Raw genomic sequence first — 21693 nt, forward strand, 5'->3', positions numbered from 1 at the left:
CGGCCGGCCTTGCGCAGGCCGTCGAACGCCTGCGGGCTGGTCACCTCGTGCAGCAGGTGCAGGTCGATGAAGAGCAGGTCGGGCTCGCCTTCCGCACGCCGGACGACATGGCCGTCCCAGACCTTCTCCGCGAGTGTGCGTCCCATCGCTTTCCCTCCGGCCGGGACTGTTCCCGTAATGCGAGATCCAAGGATTTTCGGTGGCTTGCAAAAAAGTAAAAGGCGGCGTCCCCGCCGTGTCCCTTTCCGGTCCTCACCGAAAAGCGCGCACGGGCGGCGTATGAGCTCATCCCGGGCGCCGCAACGCGTCGCCCGGAGGGAAATACTCAGACGGCCTCGTCCGGCGAGGTGACCAGCGTCCGGCGGTCCCCACCCTCGCGGTCCACGGGCTTGCTCCGCCGGGGCGCCGGTGCGTCCCGCCGGTGGAACCGGTCGAGCAGCGGGCCCGTCATGACGGTGGTCACGATCGCCATCATGACCATCGCGGTGAACAACTGGCCGTCCAGGACGCCGAGGCCCAGACCGACGTTCAAAATGACCAGTTCCGTCAGTCCACGGGTATTCATCAGCACGCCCAGCACGGTCGCTTCCTGCCGGGTCGCGCCTGTCAGACCGGCCGCGCCCGCCGCGCCGAGAAACTTTCCCGCACATGCCACGGCGAGTACCGCCAACAGGATGAGCGCTCCCCGCCCGCCCAGTCCGCCGAGATTCACGGAAAGACCCGTGACGACGAAGAAGACCGGCAGCAACAGCAGACTGGCCTGCTCGACACGCTCGGGGACCTCGGGCGCGCCGGCGTCGATCTCGGCCCGCGGCGCCACGGCTCCGAAGGCGAACGCCCCGAACACCGCGTGCAGTCCGATGGCTTCGGTCGCCCACGCGCTCAGCAGCAGGCCCACGACCAGGACGGCGTGCGTGGCCATGGCGCCGTGCCAGCGCCGCGCCGGTGACAAGGCCCAGGCCAGCGCGGGTTTGACGAGCCATACCAGCCCGGCCGGCAACGCCACCGAGGAGAGTGCCAACTGCACCAGGGGCCAGTGTCCGGCGCTGTTGGCGAGCGCGACGACCACCGCGAGGACGACCCAGGCGAGGACGTCCTGAACCGCCGCACAGGCCACCGCGATGACGCCCGTCCGGTCCTTCTGCAGGCCGCGTTCGCCGATGATCCGGGCCAGTACCGGGAACGCGGTGATGGACATCGCCGCCCCCAGGAACAGAGCCGGTACCAGCACGCCGTCCGTTTTCATCTGCGCGCGGTCGAACCACGGAACCAGCAGTACGGCGAGTCCGGCACCCAGGGCGAACGGCAGGGCGACCGAACTCAGCGACACCGCTGTCACCCGCAACCCGTGATGGCGCAGGCGCGCGGCGTCGAATTCGTAACCGACACCGAACATGAACAGGACCAGACCGAGCTGGGACAGTACGTGCAGGAAAGGCCTGACGTCCGCGGGAAAGAGGACGTCGACCAGATCGCCCGGCAACAGACCCAGCACGCTGGGCCCGAGAACGACACCGGCGATGATCTCTCCGACGACGGCCGGCTGTCGCAGACGCCGGGCGAGCCTGGCGAAGACGAACGCGGCGGCGACGATCAGAGCCAGCGCGATCAGCAGAGCCGCCGTGACCCCGGCCGCAGGCCCGGCGGCGGTGGTGAGTGATCCCAAGAGTCCGACTCTCCCAATTCGACGGGGAAGAAGAATGACGGCTGCGACCGCGGGGGCCGGGACTGCGGGCTAGCGTGCGCCCGAGCCGGTCATGTGCGCCCCGGATCGCAGGCGGCCCGCCAGCGCCTTGCGGTCGATCTTTCCGTTGGGATTCAGCGGGAAGGCGTCGAGTGCGACGAACCGCTGCGGCACCATGTTCCGCGGCAGCGTGCCGAGCAGGTCATGGCGCAGGGCGCGGTCGTCGAACCGGCCGGTGGCCGGTATCACCAGGCCGACCAGGTGGGTGTCGTCCTGCCCGGTCCCCACCGGTACGACGACCACGTCGCGGACGTCCCGGTGACACCGCACGGCGTGTTCGACGTCCCCCAGGTCGATGCGCATACCGCGGATCTTCACCTGGTGGTCCAGGCGCCCCACGACGACGAGTTCGCCCGACGGCGTCGTGTAGCCCTGGTCGCCCGTGCGGTAGAGCCGTACGTCGGCACCGTCCCGCCGCACGGTGACGAACCTGGACCGGGCTTCGGTGCCGGAGTTGAGGTATCCGGCGCCGACGCTGATCCCGGAGATGCAGATCTCCCCGGCCACGCCGTCCGGTACCTCGCACAGGCTGCCGTCCAGGATGTGGATCTGCGTGTTGTAGACCGGAGTGCCGGCCGGCATCGGCCCCCCGGCGTAGGAGTCGTAGTCCACCATGCGGTGCGAGGAGGCGACATCCGTGCACTCGGCCACTCCGTACTGGTGCAGCAGCAGGCACTGGTTCCCTTCGCGAGTGGCCCAGCGCGCGACCCTGGCCGCGGACATGGGCTCGCCGCCGATGAAGACGTAGCGCAGCCCGGTCAGTACGTCGGTGCCCCGGTCCAACTCGCGGTCCACCAGGAGGTACAGGGTGCTCGGGGCGCAGTGCAGGGTCCGTACCCCCAGCTCGCCGATGAGCCGGTAGGCCAGGCTGACGTCGAAACTCCGGCTGGGCAGCAGGTGCAGGGGCGCGCCGGTGAACAGCGGGGTCATGAGGCTGCGCTGGCTGATGTCGAACCCGAAGGAGCTGACCAGCAGGTTGCCCGACTCGTGGTCCAGGCCGTATTCGACGGTGAGCCAGTTGAGCAGGTTGTACCAGCCCTCGTGGCGCACCGCGGTGGCCTTGGGCGTCCCTGTGGAACCCGAGGTGAAGACCACGTAGCAGAGGTCTGCGGATGTGATCGCCACGGACGGGGTCGTGGCGGGGAAGTCCTCCAGCCGGAGCGCGGGATCGTCGATGGCGACGACCTCGTCGGTGCCTTCGGCCACGAGTGCGAGCGTGTCCGCGCCGGCGACGACCACCTTCATCCGGGAGAGCTGGGAGGTCATCAGCCGCAGGCGCTCGGACGGATAGGACGGGTCCAGCGGCACATAGGCGGCGCCGGCCTTCAGCACGCCCAGGATGGTCGCCACGAGGTCGCTCGAACGGTCGATGCACACCCCCACGACCGCGCCGTGTCCGACGCCGACCGAGGCCAGGTAGTGGGCCACCCGGTTGGCCCGTGCGTCGAGTTCGCCGTAGGTCAAAGTCTCCTTGCCGCAGGTGAGAGCCGGCCGTTCGGGGTGTCGGGCGGCGTGCGACTCGAAGACACGGTGCGCGATGCGCTCGTCCGGCAACGGGCTCTTGGTTCCTGTCAAGACCATGTGTTGTTCCTTGTCGGATCGGAGGCTGCTGGTCGTCCCGGCCCACCCGGGCCCGGTCAGCCGGTGCGCTCGCCGGCGCCGTGCACGCGGTTGATCCCGTTGAGGACGGCGGAAACAGCGGCCGTCACGGAATCCGGGTGCAGGCCCGCGGTGTGGACGGACTCCTCGGCGTACGTGAGGTGGGCGTACACGACGGTGCGCTGGTCGGGAGCCTGCTGCGTGCTCTGCTCGTGCAGGATCACCTGGTGGCCGCCCGCCCGAAGGGCCTCGACGGCCGCCGTGACGGGGTCCGCACCGGTGCCGGTGAGGCGGATCTCCTCACCGTCGGGCCCGACCAGGAGGAGCTGGACGGTGGTGCCGTGGGGGCCGCTCTGCTCTGCGGTCGCCTCTTTGAGCAGCAGCCAGGGCCGCGGCTCCAGGTAGAGGTCGGTGAAGGACTCCCACAGGCGGCGGGAGGTCAGCTCCGTACCCGTACGGTCGGTGATGGCCTGTACGGAGCGGGCGAACTCGATCCGCATCGGGCGGGGCAGGTCCAGGCCGTAGTGCGTCTTGAGCACGTGGGCGACACCGCCCTTGCCGGACTGGCTGTTGACGCGGACCACGGATTCGTAGCTCCGGCCGACGTCCTTCGGGTCGATGGGCAGATAGGGCACCTGCCAGGGGAGCCGGCGCGGATCGGTGGCAGTGGTCCGCGCCTGCTCGTCCAGGGCGGCCAGCCCCTTGCCGATGGCATCCTGATGGGTGCCGGAGAACGCGGTGTACACCAGGTCACCGGCGTAGGGGTGGCGGGCGTGGACGGGCATCTGGTTGCATTCCTCGACGGTGCGGCGCACGCGGTCGATGTCGGAGAAGTCCAGTTGCGGCTCGATGCCGTGGGCGAACAGGTTCAGTGCGAGCGTGGCCAGGCAGACGTTGCCGGTCCGCTCACCGTTTCCGAACAGGGTGCCCTCGACGCGGTCGGCGCCGGCCATCAGCGCGAGCTCCGCGGAGGCGACCGCGGTGCCGCGGTCGTTGTGCGGATGGACGGAGAGGATCACCGATTCCCGGTGGTCGAGGTTGCGGGACATCCACTCGACCTGGTCGGCGAAGACGTTCGGGGTGTCCGTCTCGACGGTGGTCGGCAGGTTCAGGGTGACCGGACGGTCCGGAGCGGCGTTCCACGTGGCGAGGACCGCGTTGGACACCTCAAGGGCGAAGTCCGGCTCGGTGACGTTGAACGTCTCCGGCGAGAACTCGTAACGTATCGCGGCACCCGGCATCGCGTCGGCCAGCCCGGCCACCCGGCGCGCGGCGTCGAGCGTGAAGCCCTTCAGCTCCGCCGGCGTCATGTGGAAGACCACTTCGCGCCACAGGCAGGCGGTGGCCAGGCACAGGTGCACCACCGCGCGCCGTGCGCCGCGCAGTGCCTCGAAGGTCCGCTCGATGAGCTCCGGCCGCGCGGGGGTGAACACCACGATCGTCACGTCGTCGGGCACCCGGTCCCGGCGGATCAGATCCCGTACGAACGAGAACTCCGCCTCGCTGGCCGCCGGGTAGCCGACCTCGATCTCCTTGAACCCCAGCCGGACGAGCAGGTCGAACATCCGGCTCTTGCGCGCGGCGTCCATCGGATGGGCCAGCGCCTGGTTGCCGTCCCGCAGGTCCACCGAGGCCCACAGGGGAGCGTGCCGGATCACCCGCTGCGGCCAGGACCGGTCCGCCGGACCGCCGGGCACCCGCTCCGCCGCCCGTCCGTACCGCTCGAACGGCATGCCCGAACCGCGCTGTGCGTTCCACCACGGTTGCCCGGTCGTCCGTGCCCCGGCACCCGTGTCCCACGTACCTGCCCCGGCCATACGCGATCAGCCTCCCAGCGCGTTCCTGGCTCGAAATCCGACCTGCTGACCGTCACCCCCCGCGTCCTCATTGCGTCCTCGCACCATCCTCAGTCCGTTTCGCGCGCCGCCCTCGCAGAATGGGCCGGGGCCGCGGCAGAAGGCGTCGGCCGGACCGACGGACAACTTCCGGGGGCGACGGGCCGCATGGCGGCAGAACCTCTCCGAACCATGTGAATCGGCCATCTTTACAACGTCCGGTACCGCTGAGCACACTTTGGCTGTTTGCTTCTTCCTGCTGCCCCGGGGCCCCGCGACCTGCAGCATCTCACCTGATGAAAAGGCTCTTTCGGGGTTTCCCTGGGCAAAGGTAGGCTCATCGGGGCGACTTCTGTGCAGTGTTCGTTGACAGGTTCTCAATGGTCATACTTGTGCGGGGGAGTGCAGATGGAGTTGCGCATCTTGGGGCCGCTCGAAGTGCACGTCGGCGGGGAGCGCCTATTCGTCTCGGGTACCAAGCGGCAGGCAGTTCTCGGCGCACTTTTGCTGGCCGACGGAGCGCCCGTCCAGATCGACCGGCTGTTGGACACCGTATGGGGTTCGAAAACCCCTCCGACCGCCGTCAAGCAGATACGCAATGCCACATCCGACCTGCGCCGTCTCCACCCTCGGCTGGCCGCGAACCTGCGATTGGCGGGGGACGGGTACCAGCTGGTGCTGGACGGTTGCCAGGTGGATGCCACGACATTTGCGCAGCGCGCCGTCGAAGCCAGGAAGCTGCTGGCGGAAGGGCGTATGGAGCAGGCGCTCGGCGGGCTGCGGTCCGCACTGTCCCTCTGGCGCGGCCCCGTTCTCGGCGGTATCGACCGGCCCGCGCTGCAGGCCCGGACCGCGGCGCTCAACGAACTGCGGCTGGTCACCATGGAACAGCGGGTGGAATTGGAGCTGGCGGCGGAAAACCACCAGTCGCTGCTCGGTGAACTCTCCGCCTGGGCGGCCGAGCACCCCCTCCGGGAACGTCTGGTGGCGCAATTCATGCTCGCTCTGCACCACTCCGGCGCGCAGGCCAGGGCGCTCATGGTTTTCGAGCAGACCCGCAGAATCCTCAAGGAGGAACTGGGGGTGAGTCCCGGGGTGGAGATGCAGGAAGCGTACCGCCAGATTCTCCAGGGAGTGCGGTCGGCGGTCCGCGGTAAAAGCATGCAGTTCGGCCGGAACAATCTTCCGCCCTGCGTCGCGCATTTCACCGGGCGGGCCCGGGAACAGCGCGTCATGCAGGAGGCCGGCCGACTGCCGCAGGCGAAGGGCCGGCCGGTCAGATCTGCCCCGGCGGTGATCGCGATCGACGGAATGGCCGGAATCGGGAAAACCGCGCTGGCCCTGCACGCCGCACATCAGCTGACGCCCAGTTACCCGGACGCTCAGCTGTTCGTCGATATGCAGGCATACGCCATGGCCGGCCGCCCGCGCGATCCGGCCACCGCGCTGGGAATTCTCCTTTCCGGGCTGGGCGTGCCGTCCGAGCACATTCCCCTCCGGGTGGAGGAACGGCGCGCCATGTGGTGCCGGCTGCTCGCCGACCGCCGGGCGTTGATCGTCCTGGACAATGTGATCGACACCGACCAGACGCTGCCCCTGCTGCCCACCGCTCCCGGCTCCCTCACCGTCGTGACCAGTCGCAACCGGCTCACGAACCTCATGGCCACCTTCCATCTGACGCTGCCGGAGATGTCCCGGTCCGAGGGCCGAGCGCTCTTCGGCAGAATCGTCGGAGACGAGCGCCCGCACCGGGAACCGGCCACCGTCGAATACATCGTCGACCTGTGCGGCGGCCTTCCCCTGGCGATCCGGCTCGTCGCGGCCAAACTCCGCCACCGCCCCGGCTGGTCCGTCTCCTACCTGGCTTCGCGGCTCGGCGTGGACCGGCAGTGGATGGCCACCCTCGAATCCGAGGGCAGCAGCATCGCCGAGGTGTTCCGCCAGTCGTACGAGGGCCTCGGCGCCGCCCAGCAACGGGTCTTCCGTCTGCTCGGCCAGGTGCCGGCCGACCGGATCGAGGCCCGCGCCATAGCCGCTCGCGCCGGCCTTTCGACGGTCCACGCGGAGTGGCTTCTCGAATCGCTGGTCGACGCGCATCTGCTGCGCGTCTCCGGCACCGGGCGATACGACATTCACGAGTTGGTCCATACCTATGCCGCCCAACTCGCCGGCCCGACCTACGACACCTACGGAAAACGCGCCGAGGAGCGCCTCGCCGCTGTTCCGGAAATCGGCGGGGAATTCCCGCACCAGCAGGTTCCGGACCTCCGTGGGGCCGTATAGCGGGGCCGTACGGCGCGGTGCAGCGGGGGACCGCCGTCCGCCCGCTGCACGCCGCGGTGAGGATCGCCCGAGGACGAGGCGAGGACGGCAGCCGCCAGGATCGTGTCCGAGGCCCCGGACGAAGGGCCGGTCTCCGTCGGCTCGGCGCCTCGGACCGCCGGGTGTGCCCGGTGCGGCACGTACGAGAGGAAGCATGTGAGAACACAGCATCCGACCGGGACGGATACCGGCCGACTGGAGAACCTGCACCTGGTGCCCGGTGTCGTGGGCGGCCTCATCGCCGCGGTGACCGACACGGACGACGGTGTCTCCCTGCAGATCAGGATCAAGGTCCCGCGCCTGAGCCCAGGGGGCTGCGACCGCGTCGAGGTGCTCCTCGACGCGGAGAACAAGGAGGCCCTCGCCCGGGCCCTGCTGTCCTCGAACGGACCGGACGGCGGCCCCGTCCGGCACGTGCCGCTCATCCGGTGCTCCGTCGGCATCGGCGCCCGGACCCGCCCGGACGACTGACACCGCCCGCTCCCTGCCGTACACCGACCGGGCCATGCCGCCGTTCACGAAAGGGCTTGAGATGGAGACCCTTGAGACCGTGCTGACCAGGCGCAGTGTCAGCCGCCTCACCGAGCCGGCCCCTGACGACGGGGAGCTGCTCACCCTCGTGGAGGCCGCGATGACCGCGCCGGACCACGGCAGGTTGCTGCCCTGGCGCCTGGTCACCCTGCGGGACGGGGAGCGCGCCGAACTGGGCGAGCGGTTCGCCGCCTGCGCGGCCGACGCCCCGGGGGCCCGGGAGCGGGCCCTGGCCAAGCCGTTGCGGGCCCCCCTCCTCATCGCCATCGTCTTCACCCCGGTCGCCCATCGCACGATTCCGCACTGGGAGCAGCTGGCGTCCACGGCGGCGGCCGTCCAGACCCTGTCCCTGCTGCTGCACGACCGCGGCTATGCCTCCATCTGGCTCACCGGACCGGCCACCGGGGACCACGGGGTCCGCGACCTCCACCGGCTCCGTCACGACGAACAACTGCTGGGCTGGCTGTACACGGGCACAGCCGTGGGCACCCCGCCGCCGCGGCGGCTGCCGGACCCGATGGCCCACATCCGCACCCTCACGCAAGGGCAGGCCCTCCACGCCAAGGTGGACGCCTGCTGCTGACAACATCCGCGCGCCACGCCCCGTCGGCGGCGCCCGGTTGAGTTCGGTGCCCGCTCGGCAAGCCGGGCGGCGGGCACCACGTCGAGTTCGTGCCCGGCGGGACGGCGCCGAGGGCCGCCGTCGCGCGTCGCGCAGTCGACCGGACCGGTCACGAGCACCTGTTCCCGATGACCGAGAGGAGGAATCAGCCATGAAGGTCACCCGCGTGTACGAGCAGGGCCTCGTCAAGGAGTGGCACGGCAACGTCATCTGACGCCTGTCACGCTCCGCAAGGCCGTGGCGGGGGCGCGTCCCCCGCCACGGCACCACCCCGCCCCCAGAACAGGAGACGTACGATGCGGCAACCCAGGATCAAGGAGTTTCTCCGGATCCATCAGGTGGAGGGGGAACCGCACCTCTTTATTGGGATCGGTCCCGAGAAGGTGCAGATCTCCGATCCCACCGACGAGATGATCTCTTTCACGCTGGCCCTCGACGGCGCGCTGACCCGCGACGAACTCCGCGCGCGTTTCCCGGAGACCGACGACTGGCTGGCGGCCCTCGACTCCCAGGGCGTGCTGGACGACGCCGCGGCCACCCCGCCCCTCGACGCCGACGACCTGCGCCGCTGGAGCCGGCAGATCAACCACCTCCGGCTCTACGACCGGGCGGACTGGGACGGTTACGAGGGGATGCGCCGGCTGCGCGAAGCCCGGGTCGTGGTCATCGGGACCGGGGCCGGGGGCACAACCCTGCTGCGCCTGCTGAACGCGGCCGGCATCGGCACCCTGGAGGCGGTCGATTTCGACACCTTCGCCGAGGAGAACCTCCCGACGCACCCGACCTTCGACGAGCAGGACGTCGGCGTGCCCAAACTGGAGGCGCTGCGGCGCCACCTCGCCCTGCAGAACACCCGCTCGCGGTTCGTCCCCCACCACACGCGCATCGAGTCCGCCGAGGACATCGTCAAACTCGTCGACGGAGCCGACTTCTTCTTCAACGCCTACGACCGCCCCCGCAACCAGGCGATCCGCTGGTCGAACGAGGCGAGCCTGCGCACGGGGGTGCCCTTCGGGCAGATCGGCATCACCGACAAGGGAGCCCGGGTGGGTCCCACCATGCTCCCCGGCCGGACACCGTGCATGGAATGCGTCGGCATCCGCGACCTGAGCATCCTGCGCGCGGAGAAGTCGGGCAGCCTCACCGGAACCCTGGTGGCCATGGTGGCGGGCATCGCGGTCAACGAGGTGATCGGCCTCGTATCGGGAGCCAAGACGACCTCCCGCACCGCCGGCAGGAGCCTGTACGTCAACACCGAGACGCTCACCTTCGACTTCACCGAGTTCTCCTTCCGTCCCGACTGCCCGTGCGGACAAGGCCGACCGCCACAGTGACGACCGCCGCACGCTCCCCGGAGCCGGTCCCGGGCGAGGCGGGCCGCAAAGGGCTCGCCCCGCTCGCCCGCTCCTGGCTGCCCACCGCCCTCGGTTCCTCCATGCTGGCCTGGGAGATCCCGCTGGCCGTGGCGATCGTCGGGCGCCTGCCCGGCGGCGCTGCCGCGATGGCCGCGCTGGGCGCCGGGCTGTCGGTGCTGTTCGTGATCAATTCACCGGCCCTCGCGCTGGCCCCGGTGGTCGTCACCGAGGTCGGCAACCACGGCTCGCGCGCCCTGCTGCGCCGGGCGCTGGCCACCGGCGGACTCGGCTGCGCCCTGCTGGTGGCGCTTGCGCTGCTGCCCGACGTCTCGACCGGCTTCCCCGCACTGCTGGGCCTGCCGACGGAGGTACGGGCGGACTTCCTGACCTGTCTGCTGTCCTTCGCGTCCGCGCCGCTCGCCGTGGCGGTGCGCCGCTTCCTCCACGGCCGCCTGATCGACAGCGACACCACCCGGCCGATCGCCGTGGCCACGGTGGCCCGCATCGGCGCCACCGTGCTCGCGGGCCTCACCCTGTGGCGGGTGGGGGCACCGGCGGGGGCGGCCGGCGGGCTCGCCCTGTCCGTGGGAGCCTGGGCCGAAACCGCCTGTCTGGCCCTCGCCGCCCGGCGGTTGGCGCCGGTGCCGCCGCCGGACGTGCCGGGGGGACGCATTCTCCTGACGCACGCGCGCATCACCTCCAGCGTGCTGCTCAACATGAGCCCCGCCCTGTTGACCACCGTCATCATCGCCCGGTCGGAACAGGCCGCCGACTCCCTGGTCGTCTGGCCCGCGCTGTACGGCCTGGTGTCCCTGGGCACGGTTGTGCTGTCCGACCTCGACTCGGTCGGCGCCGCGTTCCTGAAGAGGGCGGGCGTGCCGGGCGCGCTCACACGGTTCGCCGTCCTGCTCGCCGCGGCGCTGCTCGCGGTGTCCCTGCTGGTCGTGCTGACACCGCTGGCGCACCTGTACATCGCAGGGTTCAGCAAGGTCCCCGCGGGCCCGGCCGATCTCGGACTGCGCTGGATGGCCGTACTCGTGGCCGCCCCGCCGCTGTGGGCCCTCCGCGGCCGGCTGCGCGCCGTGGCGATCGCCGGCGGAACCACCCAGGCACTGCCGCGCGCGGCGGCCGTACATCTCGCGGCCTTCCTGGCGTTCGGCCTCCTGCTGTCGTTCGGCTCCCTGCCCGGAGTGGCCGGCGCGGGGCTGGCCCTGGTCGGCGCCCTGTCGGCCGAAACCCTGAGTCTGTGGGCGATGACCGGAGGTCCGCCGACGATGAGCCGTCGAGGGTGGAGAACGTCAGGGTGACTCCCGACCTTGGCCGTTTTCAAGGGCAAGGGGCTTGTCGCCTGGGAGAACGAGAGGTACGGCTGCTAGCGCTCGGGTCGGGTCATGACCTGCGCGCGGGGGCACCCGGTCCGTACGACCGGGTGCCCTTCTCACGTTGTCGTGCCGGCGTCAGGACGCGCTGGGCCACATGGCGGAGCGGGAGCCGAGGGTGCCCTTCCCGTTGCCCGGGTAGAGGAACAGGCCGCCGGAGCTGTTGATGGCGGCGATGTCGGCCTTGCCGTCGCCGTCGAAGTCACCGCCCAGGACGGCGCGGAAGTTGCCCCAGCTCTCGTCGGGCCACATCGCCTTGTCGTAGTCGAACGTGCCCTTGGCGTTGCCCGTGTACAGGCCCAGGCCACCGGTCTGGGAGACGGCGGCGATGTCCTCGCGGCCGTCGCCGTTGAAGTCGCCGGTGGTCAGGTGCTTCTTGGACCAGGTCTTGTTGTGCCAGACCTGGCGCTTGAAGCCGGAGAGCCGGCCGTCCGCCGCGGTGGTGTAGGCGTACAGCGAGCCGTCGTCCCAGATCGCCACCAGGCCGTCACGGCCGGAGTCGTCGGCCTTGTAGCGGGCGAACTTGGGGATGGTCTTCCAGGAGCCGTCCTTGGCCATCGAGCGGGGGGAGCCCAGCTTGCCGCTCTTCGTGCCCGGGTACAGGTCGAGGCTGCCGTCGACGTTGACGGCGGCGATGTCGGTCAGGCCGTCACCGTCGAAGTCACCGGCGGCCATCGCGCGCTTGCGGCCCCAGGAGCCGTCGTGCTTCCACAGCTCACGGCCGTATTCGAGCTTGCCGTCCGGGCCGGTGTAGAAGACGTGCAGATTGTTGTCGTCGAGGACGGCCGCGATGTCGGGACGGCCGTCCCCGTTGAAGTCCGCGGCGGTCACGACGTCGGTGACATGGCTGTACATGGCCGTCAGCCGGATCTGCTGGACCCAGGTGTGCAGGTCGTCGACGCGGGTCTCGACGGCGCCCGTACGGGTCTCGTCGGAGCCGAAGCAGCCGCCCTGCCACGAGGCGAGGCTGACCGCGACCAGTTCGACGCCGTCCTTCGTCTCGCGCAGGGCCGGGCCGCCGGTGTCGCCCTTGCAGACGCTCGCACCGTTCTGGCCGGTGACGGCGAGCGTCGTCCCGTCCACCGCGTCCACGGAGAAGCCGCCGCTGTGCAGACGGTTGGGAACCCACTCGTCCTTGGTGCGGCCGTATCCGGCCACGCGCAGGGTCTCGTCCTTGGCGGGGGCGGTGCCGGCGACGGTGACCGGGGCGATGTCGTCGACCGGCGCGGACAGCTTCGCCATCACCAGGTCGCGGTCGGCGCGGGGCACGAGTTCGGTGACGGTGCGCACCTGCCCGCCCTTGCCGGACAGGTCGGTGCGGCCGATGGTCACCGAGGTCGCCAGCTTCGGCTTGCCGGCGGTGACCTTGTCCTGGCCGGGGTTGTCGGCGAAGCAGCCGGCGGCCGTGATCACCCACTGGGGGTCGACCAGGGCGCCGGAGCAGGCGCGCTTGCCGCTGCCGATGTCCAGCTTGGCCGTGAACGGGAGGGCCCCGTCCTTGGCGGCCTCGCCGGAGACGGCGTTCGCGGGGACACCGGTCAGCACGGTTGCCGCGATGGTGGTCGCGGTCAGGCCGGTGACCCATGCGGTGCGCGGACGTCTGCCAAACACTCTTGCTTCCTCAATTCTGGGAGGGGAGGGGAGATCGGGGCTGGTGGCGCGGGAGTGCCGGTGCGGGCCCGCACAGCCGCGTCCGACGGGACCTGAGGCCCTGGCGGGGCTACTTGCTCGCGATGATTTCGAGCAGCGTGTGCTCCCGGCCCGCGGGGTCGGCGTTCTCGCCGATCCCCTTCCAGGAGTTCTTCGGGATGTCGAAGGACTTCTTCTCGGTACCGACGGTCATGTTGACCTTGGCCTTGTAGTCGTGGCTCTGCACGCCACCGACCGCCGGGACCTCCAGGGCGAGGTAGCCGCTGTCCCCGATGACCTTGAAGCAGAAGTCCGCGCGGTCGCGGGCGACGAACTTCAGGAGGTTCGGGCTGCTGTCGCACTCGGCGAGGACGATGTGCCCGTCACCGTGCTTGAGCTTGAGGTTCTTCTCCTTGAGGATCTTGTCCGCGCCGGGGTAGGAGAAGTCCTCGATGGCCGACGGGGGTTGCTCGGACGATCCGGAGGCCGCCGAGGCCTGGGCCGCGCGGCTGCCGGTGGGCTGGTCGGCGGCGCTGGCCGCTCCGCTCAGCACAAGAGCGCCGACGGCGAGGGCGCTGCCGGTCAGACCAACGGCCAGGGGGCGCAGGGATATCCGCATCAGTGACTCACGTTTCGGTTGGTGAAGGGCTGAAGGGAGCAAACCGCCCCCAGCGGAAGGATTATCACTTGGAGTCACAGATCATCAAACTCTGATGCTTTGTTATCAAAGCGTCACCTGTCCGCTTATCGGGTCCCGTGTCGCCTGACGGGTCGGTGTGACGGTGTCTCAAATGGCCTGCCAAATAAGGGAGTTGTGGTGTGCCCTGGGGCCAGTGTGGCGAGTTGACGGCATATCGGTAATCGTCAAATGCGCAGATTGTCGGCATTTTTGCGTGTGTGATCATGCTTTCCGAACGCGTGGCCGCGCTTCTCGACTTCGACAAGAGATCCCGGATGGGGAAGCACCTGACATGAAACCGTCAAGCATGCCGCGCCGAATGCGGCATTCACGCGGCAGATTCACCGCCGTGGCCTCGCTGGCCACGGCAGCGGTGATCTTCGGTACGACCGTGGCCCACGCGCTCCCGGCGCAGCCCGCAGAAGCGGCGCCCGCGGACAACGCCCGCGCGCGGGCCGTGGAGGCGTGGAAGGTCGGCGGAGCGGCGACCAAGCGCGAGGCCGCCAAGGCGCTGACCGGTTCGGCCGCCGACATGAGCGAATTCCTCGGCAGCGCGCTGCACCGCGCCGAGGTGGAAGACGCCCGGTTCACCATCCTCAAGACGATGGCGAGCGCCGGCAAGGGCGTGGCCGCCGCGTCGGACACGGCGCTCTCCGGCACCGATGAAGAGGTGCTCGCGTTCGTCAAGGACGGATACGAGAAGCCGCTGCAGGACGACCGGCGCTTCGCGGTCCTGCGGGCCATGAACGGGGGCGGCAAGGCCGTCAACCGTGAGGGGCAGCGGGCTCTCGACGACGGCACGCCCGCCGTCCTGGACAAGTTCCTCCAGGAGGGCCTGGACAAGGCCACCATCGAGGACAACCGCTTCGAAGTACTGCAGGCGGTCAACACCGGCGGACCGGCTGTCAAGCAGGCCGCCGAGCGTGCCCTGGGCGGGGACGCGGAGGACATAGCCGACTTTCTGGAGCGCGGCCAGGAACTGGCCCAGGCGCGCGACCAGGAGTCCATGACGGTCGCGCAGCTGGCCCGCGTCGCCACCGACGCCGGGAAGAAGGCCAAGGCCCAGACCGACGCGGCGCTGGAGGCCGCCGAGGTCGCGGACAAGGCCGCGGCGAAGGCCAAGGCCGCCGCCGAGGAGGCGGCGCGGCAGACCGCGGAGGCCAAGTCCGACGCGGACAAGGCCGGCCGCTTCGCCACGAAGGCCGCGCGCGCCGCGGAGGGTGCCGCCGAGGCGGCCCGTACCGCCATCCGCGCCTCCAACAACGCGGTGTCCGCTGCCCGTACGGCGGCGCGTGCCGCCGCCAACGCCGCGTCCGCCGCTGCCGCCGCCGGCCAGGCCGCCTCCCGCGCCTACCGCGCGGCGAGCGCCGCCGTGTCGGACGCCGGCCAGGCCAAGGCGGCCCGCCAGGCCGCCGAGCAGGCCCGTAACGCGGCGGCGGGAGCCCGTACCGCCGCTGCCGCCGCCGACCAGGCCGCGAACGCCTCCGCGGCGGCCGGCCGGTCGGGCGCCGCGGCAGCCAGCGCCGCCCGTAACGCGGCCGCCGCGGCCGAAGCCGCCGCGCAGTCGAGCGCCAGCGCGGGCGCGGCCCAGGCCGAAGCGGCCCACGCCAGGCGTGCGGCGGCCACGGCCCGCTCCGAGGCCAACCGCGCGACCAACGCCGCCAACAGCGCGATCTCCCTGTCGAATCAGGCGGCCAAGGCCGCCCGCCAGACCCGCACCGCGGCCAACAACGCGGCCACGCACGCCGAAGCGGCGGCCAAGGCCGCCGACAAGGCAGCCGACGAGGCGGGCAAGGCCCAGGACGCGGCCAACAAGGCCAAGGCCCACGCCGAAGCCGCGCTCGCGTCCGCCAAGACGGCGGCCGAGGCGACCGAGCAGGCCACCGAGGTCTTCAACGTCGCCCGCGAAGCCGAGAAGCAGATGCTGGAGACGGACCTCACGGCATCGATCGAGCAGGCGCGCGATGCCAAGAAGTTCGAGGACGAGATCAAGCCCGTCCTGGCCAAGGAGGAGACGCAGGCCGCCCAGACGGACAAGGAGACCGCGCAGCTGATCTCCGAGGCCGGCGAGGAGCTGGGCAAGGACGACCAGAGCGCGGTGAAGACGGCCCGCAAGGCGGCCGTCAACCTGCTGTCGAGTCAGGGCACCTGGACCCGTACGGCGGCCGAGGACGCCCTGTCGGGCTCCGACGAGGACGTGCAGGCCTGGATCAAGCAGGACCGGGTCGACGCCGAGCACCAGGACGACCGGGAGAAGGCCGTCTTCTTCAGCCAGATCGGTACGCCCAAGACGGCGGCTGCTGCTGAGGACGCGCTCGCCAAGGGGCCCGACGCGGTGCGGGAGTTCCTGACCAAGGGCGCCTTCGAGGGTCAGAAGGAGGAGTACCGCTTCCAGATCCTCAAGATCGTCAACGAATCGGGCAAGGCCGTGAAGGACGCCGCGACCAAGGCGCTCGACGACGGCTCCACCGAGGCGCTGCACTCCTTCCTCGCCGAGGGCTACACCAAGGCCCAGGCCGAGGACGACCGCTTCCAGGCGCTGCGGCAGCTGGAGCAGGGCGGCCCGACCATGAAGGCCGCCGCGAAGGTCGCCCTTGAGGGCACGGACACCATGCGCCGGGTCTTCGTCGAGCGCGCCCAGTACCGCGCCGCCCAGGCGGACCAGGACGCGGCGGCCCACGCGGCGGCGGTCCAGGCCCAGATCAGCGTCGCGGCGAAGGCCACGTCCCAGGCGTACGAGAACGTCGAGACCGCGTTCGAGGCCGCGGCCCGCGCCCAGGGCAAGGCGGACGAGGCCAAGAAGTACGCCGCCAAGGCCCAGGCCAAGGCGAAGGAGGCCCAGGGTCACGCCAACCGGGCGAACGAGTTCGCCGACCAGGCCGACAAGTCGGCCGCCGACGCGGCGTCCTCCGCCAAGAAGGCCAAGGCCGCGGCAGCCAAGGCGCAGGTCGCCTCCCGCCAGGCCAACTACTCGGCCACCCAGGCCACCCACTCCGCGCAGCGGGCGGTGGCCTCCGCGGCCAGCGCCCAGGCGTCGGCGGGCCGTGCCAAGGCGGCGGCCGTCGAGGCCGGCAAGGACGCCGCGGCAGCGCGTGCGGCGGCCACCGAGGCCAAGCAGATCGCCCAGCAGAAGCGTGCGGCCGAGCAGCGTGCCGCCGCGGAAGCCGCTCGCAAGAAGGCAGAGGAGGCCGCGAAGCAGAACCAGCGGCCCGAGAACGACGCCAAGAACGACAAGGCGGAGGTGCCCGACAGCAAGAAGGGGGGCAGCGGCGGCGGCGACTGCCCCGCAGGGAAAGAGGACTGGTGCAAGGGCGCCAATTTCCTCAGTAACGTCAGCACCTGGACCGGCTGGGGCGCGGCGGCCGCGAACCTGATTCCGGCCCCGGGCGTCGCGCAGGGCGTCAGCGCTTTCCTGGGCGGCGTTTCCCTCGTTACCGGTATTGGCAGCACCATCTTCACCGGTGTCGCCTACGGATTCGGCAGCAGCCAATTCTGGGGCTCCGCGGTCGGAACCGCCGTCGGCTACGCCGGTGGCAAGTTCAAGGACGCCGTCTCGGCGGGTACCGGTCTAGTAAGGTCGGGAGCCACGAAGGCCAAGGAGGTCTTCGGCGACGCCGCCGGATCGATCTACTCGGGCATCACCGGTCTGTTCGGCTGACCGAGCCCTGTGCATAGCTGAGCTGTGGGGCCCGCGCGCGGGCCCCACAGTGGTAAGGGAGTAAAATCTTGCACCCCCCGCACATCTCCGAAAACGTCTGGTGGATCATTGCCATCAGCACGACGGTCCTCTTCCTCGCCGTCTGGCTGCCCATGATGCCGACGTCCCGGTCCAGGACTCAGATCGCTGTCATTCCCCTCTTCGGAATTGTTTTCCTGACGACGCTCGGTGCGCTGCGCGGACACAATGTCGTGCAACTGCTCTCCATCTACTCCACCGTGGCCCTCGCGCTGATTCTCGGCACCATAGGACGGCGCGCCGACTGGCGAATAGCGGTACAGCAGGGTGAGGACCCGCTGGGCACATCCGCCAGCAAAGCGGCTCCGGCGAACAAAAGACTGACGGTGCAGATTTCCGCCGCGTTCTTCGTGTCGTTCGCCCTGTGGGCGTGGCTGTCCTGGGGTTAGCCGCACGCGAAACTAGGCCGGTGTGACCTCGACCGGCAGGGTCTTGAGGCCGTTGACGAAGTTGGAGCGGACGTGGCGGGGCTCGGCCGTGAGGCGGATGTCCGACAGGCGGGGGAGCAGCTCCTCGAACATGACGCGCAGCTCCAGACGGGCCAGTGAGCCGCCCAGGCAGAAGTGCGGGCCGCCCTTGCCGAAGGCGAGGTGCTCGTTGGCGGTGCGGGTGACGTCGAAGCGGTAGGGGGCGTCGAAGACCGTCTCGTCGCGATTGCCCGAGGCGAACCAGAGGACGACCTTGTCGCCCTCGGCGATCCGCCTGCCGCCCAGCTCGGTGTCCCGCGTGGCGGTGCGTCGGAAGTGGTAGACCGGGGAGGACCAGCGCAGGAACTCCTCGACGGCGCCCGGCATCGAGGACGGGTCCCGGCGCAGCCTCTCCCGCTGCTCCGGGTGGTTGATCAGGGCGAGCATGGTGTGCGAGATGGCGTGCCGGGTGGTCTCGTTGCCCGCGACGACCAGCAGCAGGAAGTAGTTGTCGAAGTCCCGCCCCGACAGCGGCACCCCGTCCGACGGCCGCTGATTGACGAGCCGGCTCACCAGGTCGTCGCCGCCGCCTCCCTTGCGCCGCGCCGCCAGCTCCCGCCCGTACGCGAAGACCTCCAGCGCCGCGGGACTGCGGAACGGCAGATCACGGTAGCGTTCGCTCTCCTCGGTGCCGAGCAGCACGTCCGCGTAGTCGGGGTCGGTGTTGCCGATGATGCGGTTGCCCCAGTCGATGAGCTGCCCGGTGTCGTGCTCGGGAACGCCGAGCATGCGGGCGAGGACGTTGATCGGGAAGTCGGCCGCGACCTCCTGGACGAAGTCGAAGCTGCCCTTGGCGAGCGCCGCGTCGAGGGTCCGGGCGGTCAGGCCGCGCAGGAACACCTCGTACGTGGCGACGGCGCGCGGACTGAACTGCCGCTGCAGCAGCCTGCGCATGGCCCGGTGCCGCGGGCCGTCGGTCTCCAGGAGGGAGCGGCGCAGCTCGCGGTGGTCCGCGTCGACCTCTTCGAGGTTGGTGAACTCCGTGGAGGTGAACGTTTCGGGGTCGCGGCCGGCGCGCACGATGTCGGCGTGCCGGGTGATCGCCCAGAATCCGCTGTTGGGCGCGGGCTCCGGCTGCCAGTGGACGGGGTCCTCGCGGCGCAGTGTGTCGAACATCCGCCAGGGCAGCGCGCCGTCGGTGAAGTTGTCGTGGTCGGTGAGGTCGACCGCGTCGAGGGGGAGCGGTTCCGGTGCGGTGGACGTGACGGTCATGGGAGCTTTCCTTCGAAGCGGGCGGGCGGCCGGGGTGCGGGGCTTGCTGCTGGGCCGGCACAGGGCGGAAGACGGCACAGGGGCCGTCACAGGAGGAAGGCGTACTCCTTGAACTCCCAGTCGGTGACGTACTGCTGGAACCGCTCGATCTCGTTGCGCTTGTACGTGAGGAAGGAGTGGGCGAACCCGGCTCCCAGCAGCTGCGTCAGGTCCGTGTCGGCCTCCAGCGCGTCCAGCGCCGCGTCGAGCGTGCGCGGCAGCCGCGCCGCGGTGTCCTCCCGGTAGCCGTACCCGGCCAGCGGCTCGGGCGGCTCCCGCTTCTCCCGGAGGCCGAGCCATACGGCGGCGATCGCGCCCGCGACGGCGATGTACGGGTTGGCCGTGGCGTCGCCGAGACGCAGTTCCAGGCGGGTGCCGTCGCCGCGCTCGGGCGGGATGCGCACCATCGCGCTGCGGTTGTCCAGTCCCCAGTCGATCAGCCACGGGGCGAGGCTGTCCGGGCCGAAGCGCTTGTAGGAGTTGACGGTCGGGTTGAGCAGGGCGGTGAGCGCGGGCGCGTGGGCGAGGACGCCGGCGATCGCGTGCCGTGCGGCGGCGGACAGGCCGTGCGGATCGTCCTCGTCGCGGCCCTCGAAGATGTTGCGCCCGTCCGCGTCCACCATCGACAGGTGCAGATGGAAGCCGGAGCCGCCCTCCTCGTTGAAGGGCCTGGCCATGAAGGTCGCCAGCCGCCCTTCCGTGCGCGCGATCTCCTTGACGGCCGCTTTGAAGCGGAACGCGCGGTCGGCGGCGTCGAGCGCCGGCGAGTGGTCGAGGTTGATCTCGAACTGACCGCTGCCGAACTCGCGGTTCCCGGCCGTCGTGCCGATCTCCAGCTCCTTCAAGTGCCGCAGCGTACGCAGCAGATGGCCGTCGGGGTCGCCGCGCAGCCCCGCGCTGTAGACGTTGCCGGGGGCCCGCCCGTACGGCGACCAGCCGGTGACGGCGCTCTCGTCCCGCTCGCACAGGTAGTACTCCAGCTCGGGGCCGATCACCGGGTGCAGCTCCTCGCCGCCGCGGTCGAGGACGCCGCGCAGCAGGTCGCGCGGGGATTCGAGGGCCGGGCGGCCGGTCGCCGGGTCCAGGGCGTCGCCGAGGCACCAGGCGACACCGGGCTCCCAGGGCAGGGCGCGCAGGGTGTCCAGGTCGGGCCGGACGGAGATGTCCGGCATGCCCGCCGCCAGGCCTCCCGGCATGGGAACCGTGTCGCTCTGGGGGCTGGTGTGGTAGACCGCGCGGCAGAACGCCAGCCCGTTGCGCGCGGCGGTCGGCAGATGGCCGACGAGGATGTCGCGGGCGCGGTCGGCGCCGAGCAGATCGGGGTAGACGACGCGCACCACGTCGATGTCCTGTGCTCGCAGCGCCGCGACGGCCTGCCGGGCCTGGTCGCCGTGTGCCGGGCTCTCTTCGCTCACCCTGTCCAGCCTTCCTGGGGGCCTGTGTTCGGGTTCACTCCGGATATCGTTTGGGGTCGAACAATAGGAAGCGGCCGGGTGCCGCGCAAGGGGGTGCGGTGGATCGGCTGCGCGTCCGGCGCGCTCGTGACAACCCGGGATCGAGGGCATATCGTACGGGCCCAAACGAGATGTCGAGCGAGGAACCCGAGGAGTCCGCTGTGCCCACCGTGCCGACCGTCCGAGGATTCCTCTGGCCCACGACCGCCACGGGGCGGGCCTCGCTGATCCCGGCCCCGCCCTGGTACTACTCGGGCGACCTGCTCACCGTCGAATACCGCACCGACCCCGCGCGGGTGCGCGAACTCCTCCCCGCGCCGCTCTCCCTCGCGGACGAGGACCCGGGGGCCGTCGCCCTGATCTGGGCCGACTGGCAGTCCTGCGGCGCGGGAAAGGAGGAACTGCTCGACCCGGTGCGCGGCCAGTACAAGGAGTGCTTCGCGGTCGTACGCTGCGGCTACCGCGGCCGTACGTACTCGCGCTGCGTCCACATCTGGGTCGACAAGGACTTCGCCCTCGCCCGCGGCATCCACCAGGGCTACCCGAAGAAGCTCGGCTCCATCCACCTGACCCGGCCCCATCCGTACGGGCCCGCGCCCCGCATCGAGCCCGGCGCCGTCTTCGGCGCGACGCTCGCGGCGGGGGACCGGCGGCTGGCGCAGGCGGTCGCCACGCTGCGCGAACCGTCGGAGAGGGGCGGCTTCGTGAACGGCCACCCGATGGCCCACCACCGCCGGCTGCCCTCGATCGACGGGACGGGACTCGCCCTGGACGAGCTGGTCGAGAGCGGAGCCGCCTCCTTCGAGGGAGGGCAGACGTGGGCGGCCGACGCGGAACTGGAACTCTTCGCGTCGCCCACCGAAGAGCTGGCGGCCCTCGCCGTCGCGGAGCCGATCGGGGCCTACTACCGGCAGGTGGGGGTGTGCTGGGACGGCGGGACGGTGCTGGAGCGGGGCGCGGGCACGCCAGGGGGCGCGGGCGCGGAGCGGGTCCCCCCCCCCCCCCCCGGGTGCCCCCCGGGGGGCCCGGAAATGGAAGGGGCCCCCCCCCCCCGCGCCCCCCGGGAGGCCCCCGGCCCCCGGGAGCCGAC

Annotated in this window: 15 protein-coding genes and 1 pseudogene; 8 read left to right on the top strand and 8 right to left on the bottom strand. The window is 70.8% G+C overall.

Annotation, left to right across the window (positions count from 1 at the left end; genetic code table 11):
• From ACFV57_RS29800 to ACFV57_RS29815, 4 genes are all read right to left on the bottom strand, one after another.
• On the bottom strand, positions 1–146 hold a 146-nt coding region (locus ACFV57_RS29800; RefSeq protein WP_385238710.1), incomplete at its 3' end, for an aconitase family protein.
• A gap of 179 nt (positions 147–325) precedes the next feature.
• The gene (locus tag ACFV57_RS29805) at positions 326–1666 is read right to left on the bottom strand and encodes a cation:proton antiporter (protein ID WP_385238556.1); all 1341 of its coding nucleotides are present in this window, start codon (positions 1664–1666) and stop codon (positions 326–328) included.
• 69 nt (positions 1667–1735) lie between these two features.
• Positions 1736–3325: an amino acid adenylation domain-containing protein gene (locus ACFV57_RS29810; protein ID WP_385238558.1), complete on the bottom strand. Its 1590-nt coding sequence runs from the start codon at positions 3323–3325 to the stop codon at positions 1736–1738.
• A 56-nt stretch (positions 3326–3381) separates the two neighbouring features.
• Positions 3382–5076 carry a 2-isopropylmalate synthase gene (locus ACFV57_RS29815; RefSeq protein WP_385238560.1) on the bottom strand — a complete coding sequence of 565 codons (1695 nt, stop codon included), beginning with the start codon at positions 5074–5076 and terminating at the stop codon, positions 3382–3384.
• A gap of 510 nt (positions 5077–5586) precedes the next feature.
• Here ACFV57_RS29815 and ACFV57_RS29820 point away from each other — a divergent pair.
• The 5 genes from ACFV57_RS29820 to ACFV57_RS29840 all read left to right on the top strand — a co-directional run bounded on the left by ACFV57_RS29820 (position 5587) and on the right by ACFV57_RS29840 (position 11315).
• Positions 5587–7461, top strand: coding sequence for a BTAD domain-containing putative transcriptional regulator (locus ACFV57_RS29820; protein ID WP_385238562.1), 1875 nt, complete (start codon positions 5587–5589; stop codon positions 7459–7461).
• Positions 7462–7656: 195 nt separating this feature from the next.
• Positions 7657–7971 carry a hypothetical protein gene (locus tag ACFV57_RS29825; protein ID WP_385238564.1) on the top strand — a complete coding sequence of 105 codons (315 nt, stop codon included), beginning with the start codon at positions 7657–7659 and terminating at the stop codon, positions 7969–7971.
• Between the two features lie 61 nt (positions 7972–8032).
• Positions 8033–8614, top strand: a complete 582-nt coding sequence (locus ACFV57_RS29830; RefSeq protein ID WP_385238566.1) for a nitroreductase — start codon at positions 8033–8035, stop codon at positions 8612–8614.
• Between the two features lie 335 nt (positions 8615–8949).
• Positions 8950–9987, top strand: a complete 1038-nt coding sequence (locus ACFV57_RS29835; protein ID WP_385238567.1) for a HesA/MoeB/ThiF family protein — start codon at positions 8950–8952, stop codon at positions 9985–9987.
• Positions 9984–11315, top strand: a complete 1332-nt coding sequence (locus ACFV57_RS29840) for a hypothetical protein (RefSeq protein WP_385238569.1) — start codon at positions 9984–9986, stop codon at positions 11313–11315. The genes ACFV57_RS29835 and ACFV57_RS29840 overlap by 4 nt, the downstream gene beginning before the upstream one ends.
• A 150-nt stretch (positions 11316–11465) precedes the next feature.
• Here the strand turns inward: ACFV57_RS29840 and ACFV57_RS29845 are convergent, their stop codons facing one another.
• On the bottom strand, positions 11466–12998 hold the full coding sequence (locus ACFV57_RS29845) for an FG-GAP-like repeat-containing protein (protein ID WP_385238571.1): 1533 nt from the start codon (positions 12996–12998) through the stop codon (positions 11466–11468).
• Between the two features lie 109 nt (positions 12999–13107).
• Positions 13108–13635: a hypothetical protein gene (locus ACFV57_RS29850; protein ID WP_385238572.1), complete on the bottom strand. Its 528-nt coding sequence runs from the start codon at positions 13633–13635 to the stop codon at positions 13108–13110.
• A gap of 379 nt (positions 13636–14014) precedes the next feature.
• Between ACFV57_RS29850 and ACFV57_RS29855 the strand changes: the two genes are divergently transcribed.
• Both ACFV57_RS29855 and ACFV57_RS29860 read left to right on the top strand, forming a co-directional pair.
• A complete protein-coding gene (locus ACFV57_RS29855) occupies positions 14015–17353 on the top strand; it encodes an ALF repeat-containing protein (RefSeq protein WP_385238574.1) in 3339 nt (1112 codons plus the stop codon).
• Between the two features lie 68 nt (positions 17354–17421).
• The gene (locus ACFV57_RS29860; RefSeq protein ID WP_385238575.1) at positions 17422–17820 is read left to right on the top strand and encodes a hypothetical protein; all 399 of its coding nucleotides are present in this window, start codon (positions 17422–17424) and stop codon (positions 17818–17820) included.
• Between the two features lie 12 nt (positions 17821–17832).
• Here ACFV57_RS29860 and ACFV57_RS29865 read toward each other — a convergent pair whose 3' ends face one another.
• Together ACFV57_RS29865 and ACFV57_RS29870 are read right to left on the bottom strand one after the other, a co-directional pair.
• Positions 17833–19110 carry a cytochrome P450 gene (locus tag ACFV57_RS29865; protein WP_385238577.1) on the bottom strand — a complete coding sequence of 426 codons (1278 nt, stop codon included), beginning with the start codon at positions 19108–19110 and terminating at the stop codon, positions 17833–17835.
• An 86-nt stretch (positions 19111–19196) separates the two neighbouring features.
• Positions 19197–20564, bottom strand: a complete 1368-nt coding sequence (locus ACFV57_RS29870; protein ID WP_385238579.1) for a glutamine synthetase family protein — start codon at positions 20562–20564, stop codon at positions 19197–19199.
• Positions 20565–20773: 209 nt separating this feature from the next.
• Here ACFV57_RS29870 and ACFV57_RS29875 point away from each other — a divergent pair.
• Positions 20774–21580 (top strand): annotated as a pseudogene (locus ACFV57_RS29875) (acetoacetate decarboxylase family protein); the annotation flags it as partial.
• Positions 21581–21693 lie beyond the last annotated feature (113 nt).

Source organism: Streptomyces sp. NPDC059788, assembly GCF_042732265.1.
GTDB lineage: Bacteria > Actinomycetota > Actinomycetes > Streptomycetales > Streptomycetaceae > Streptomyces.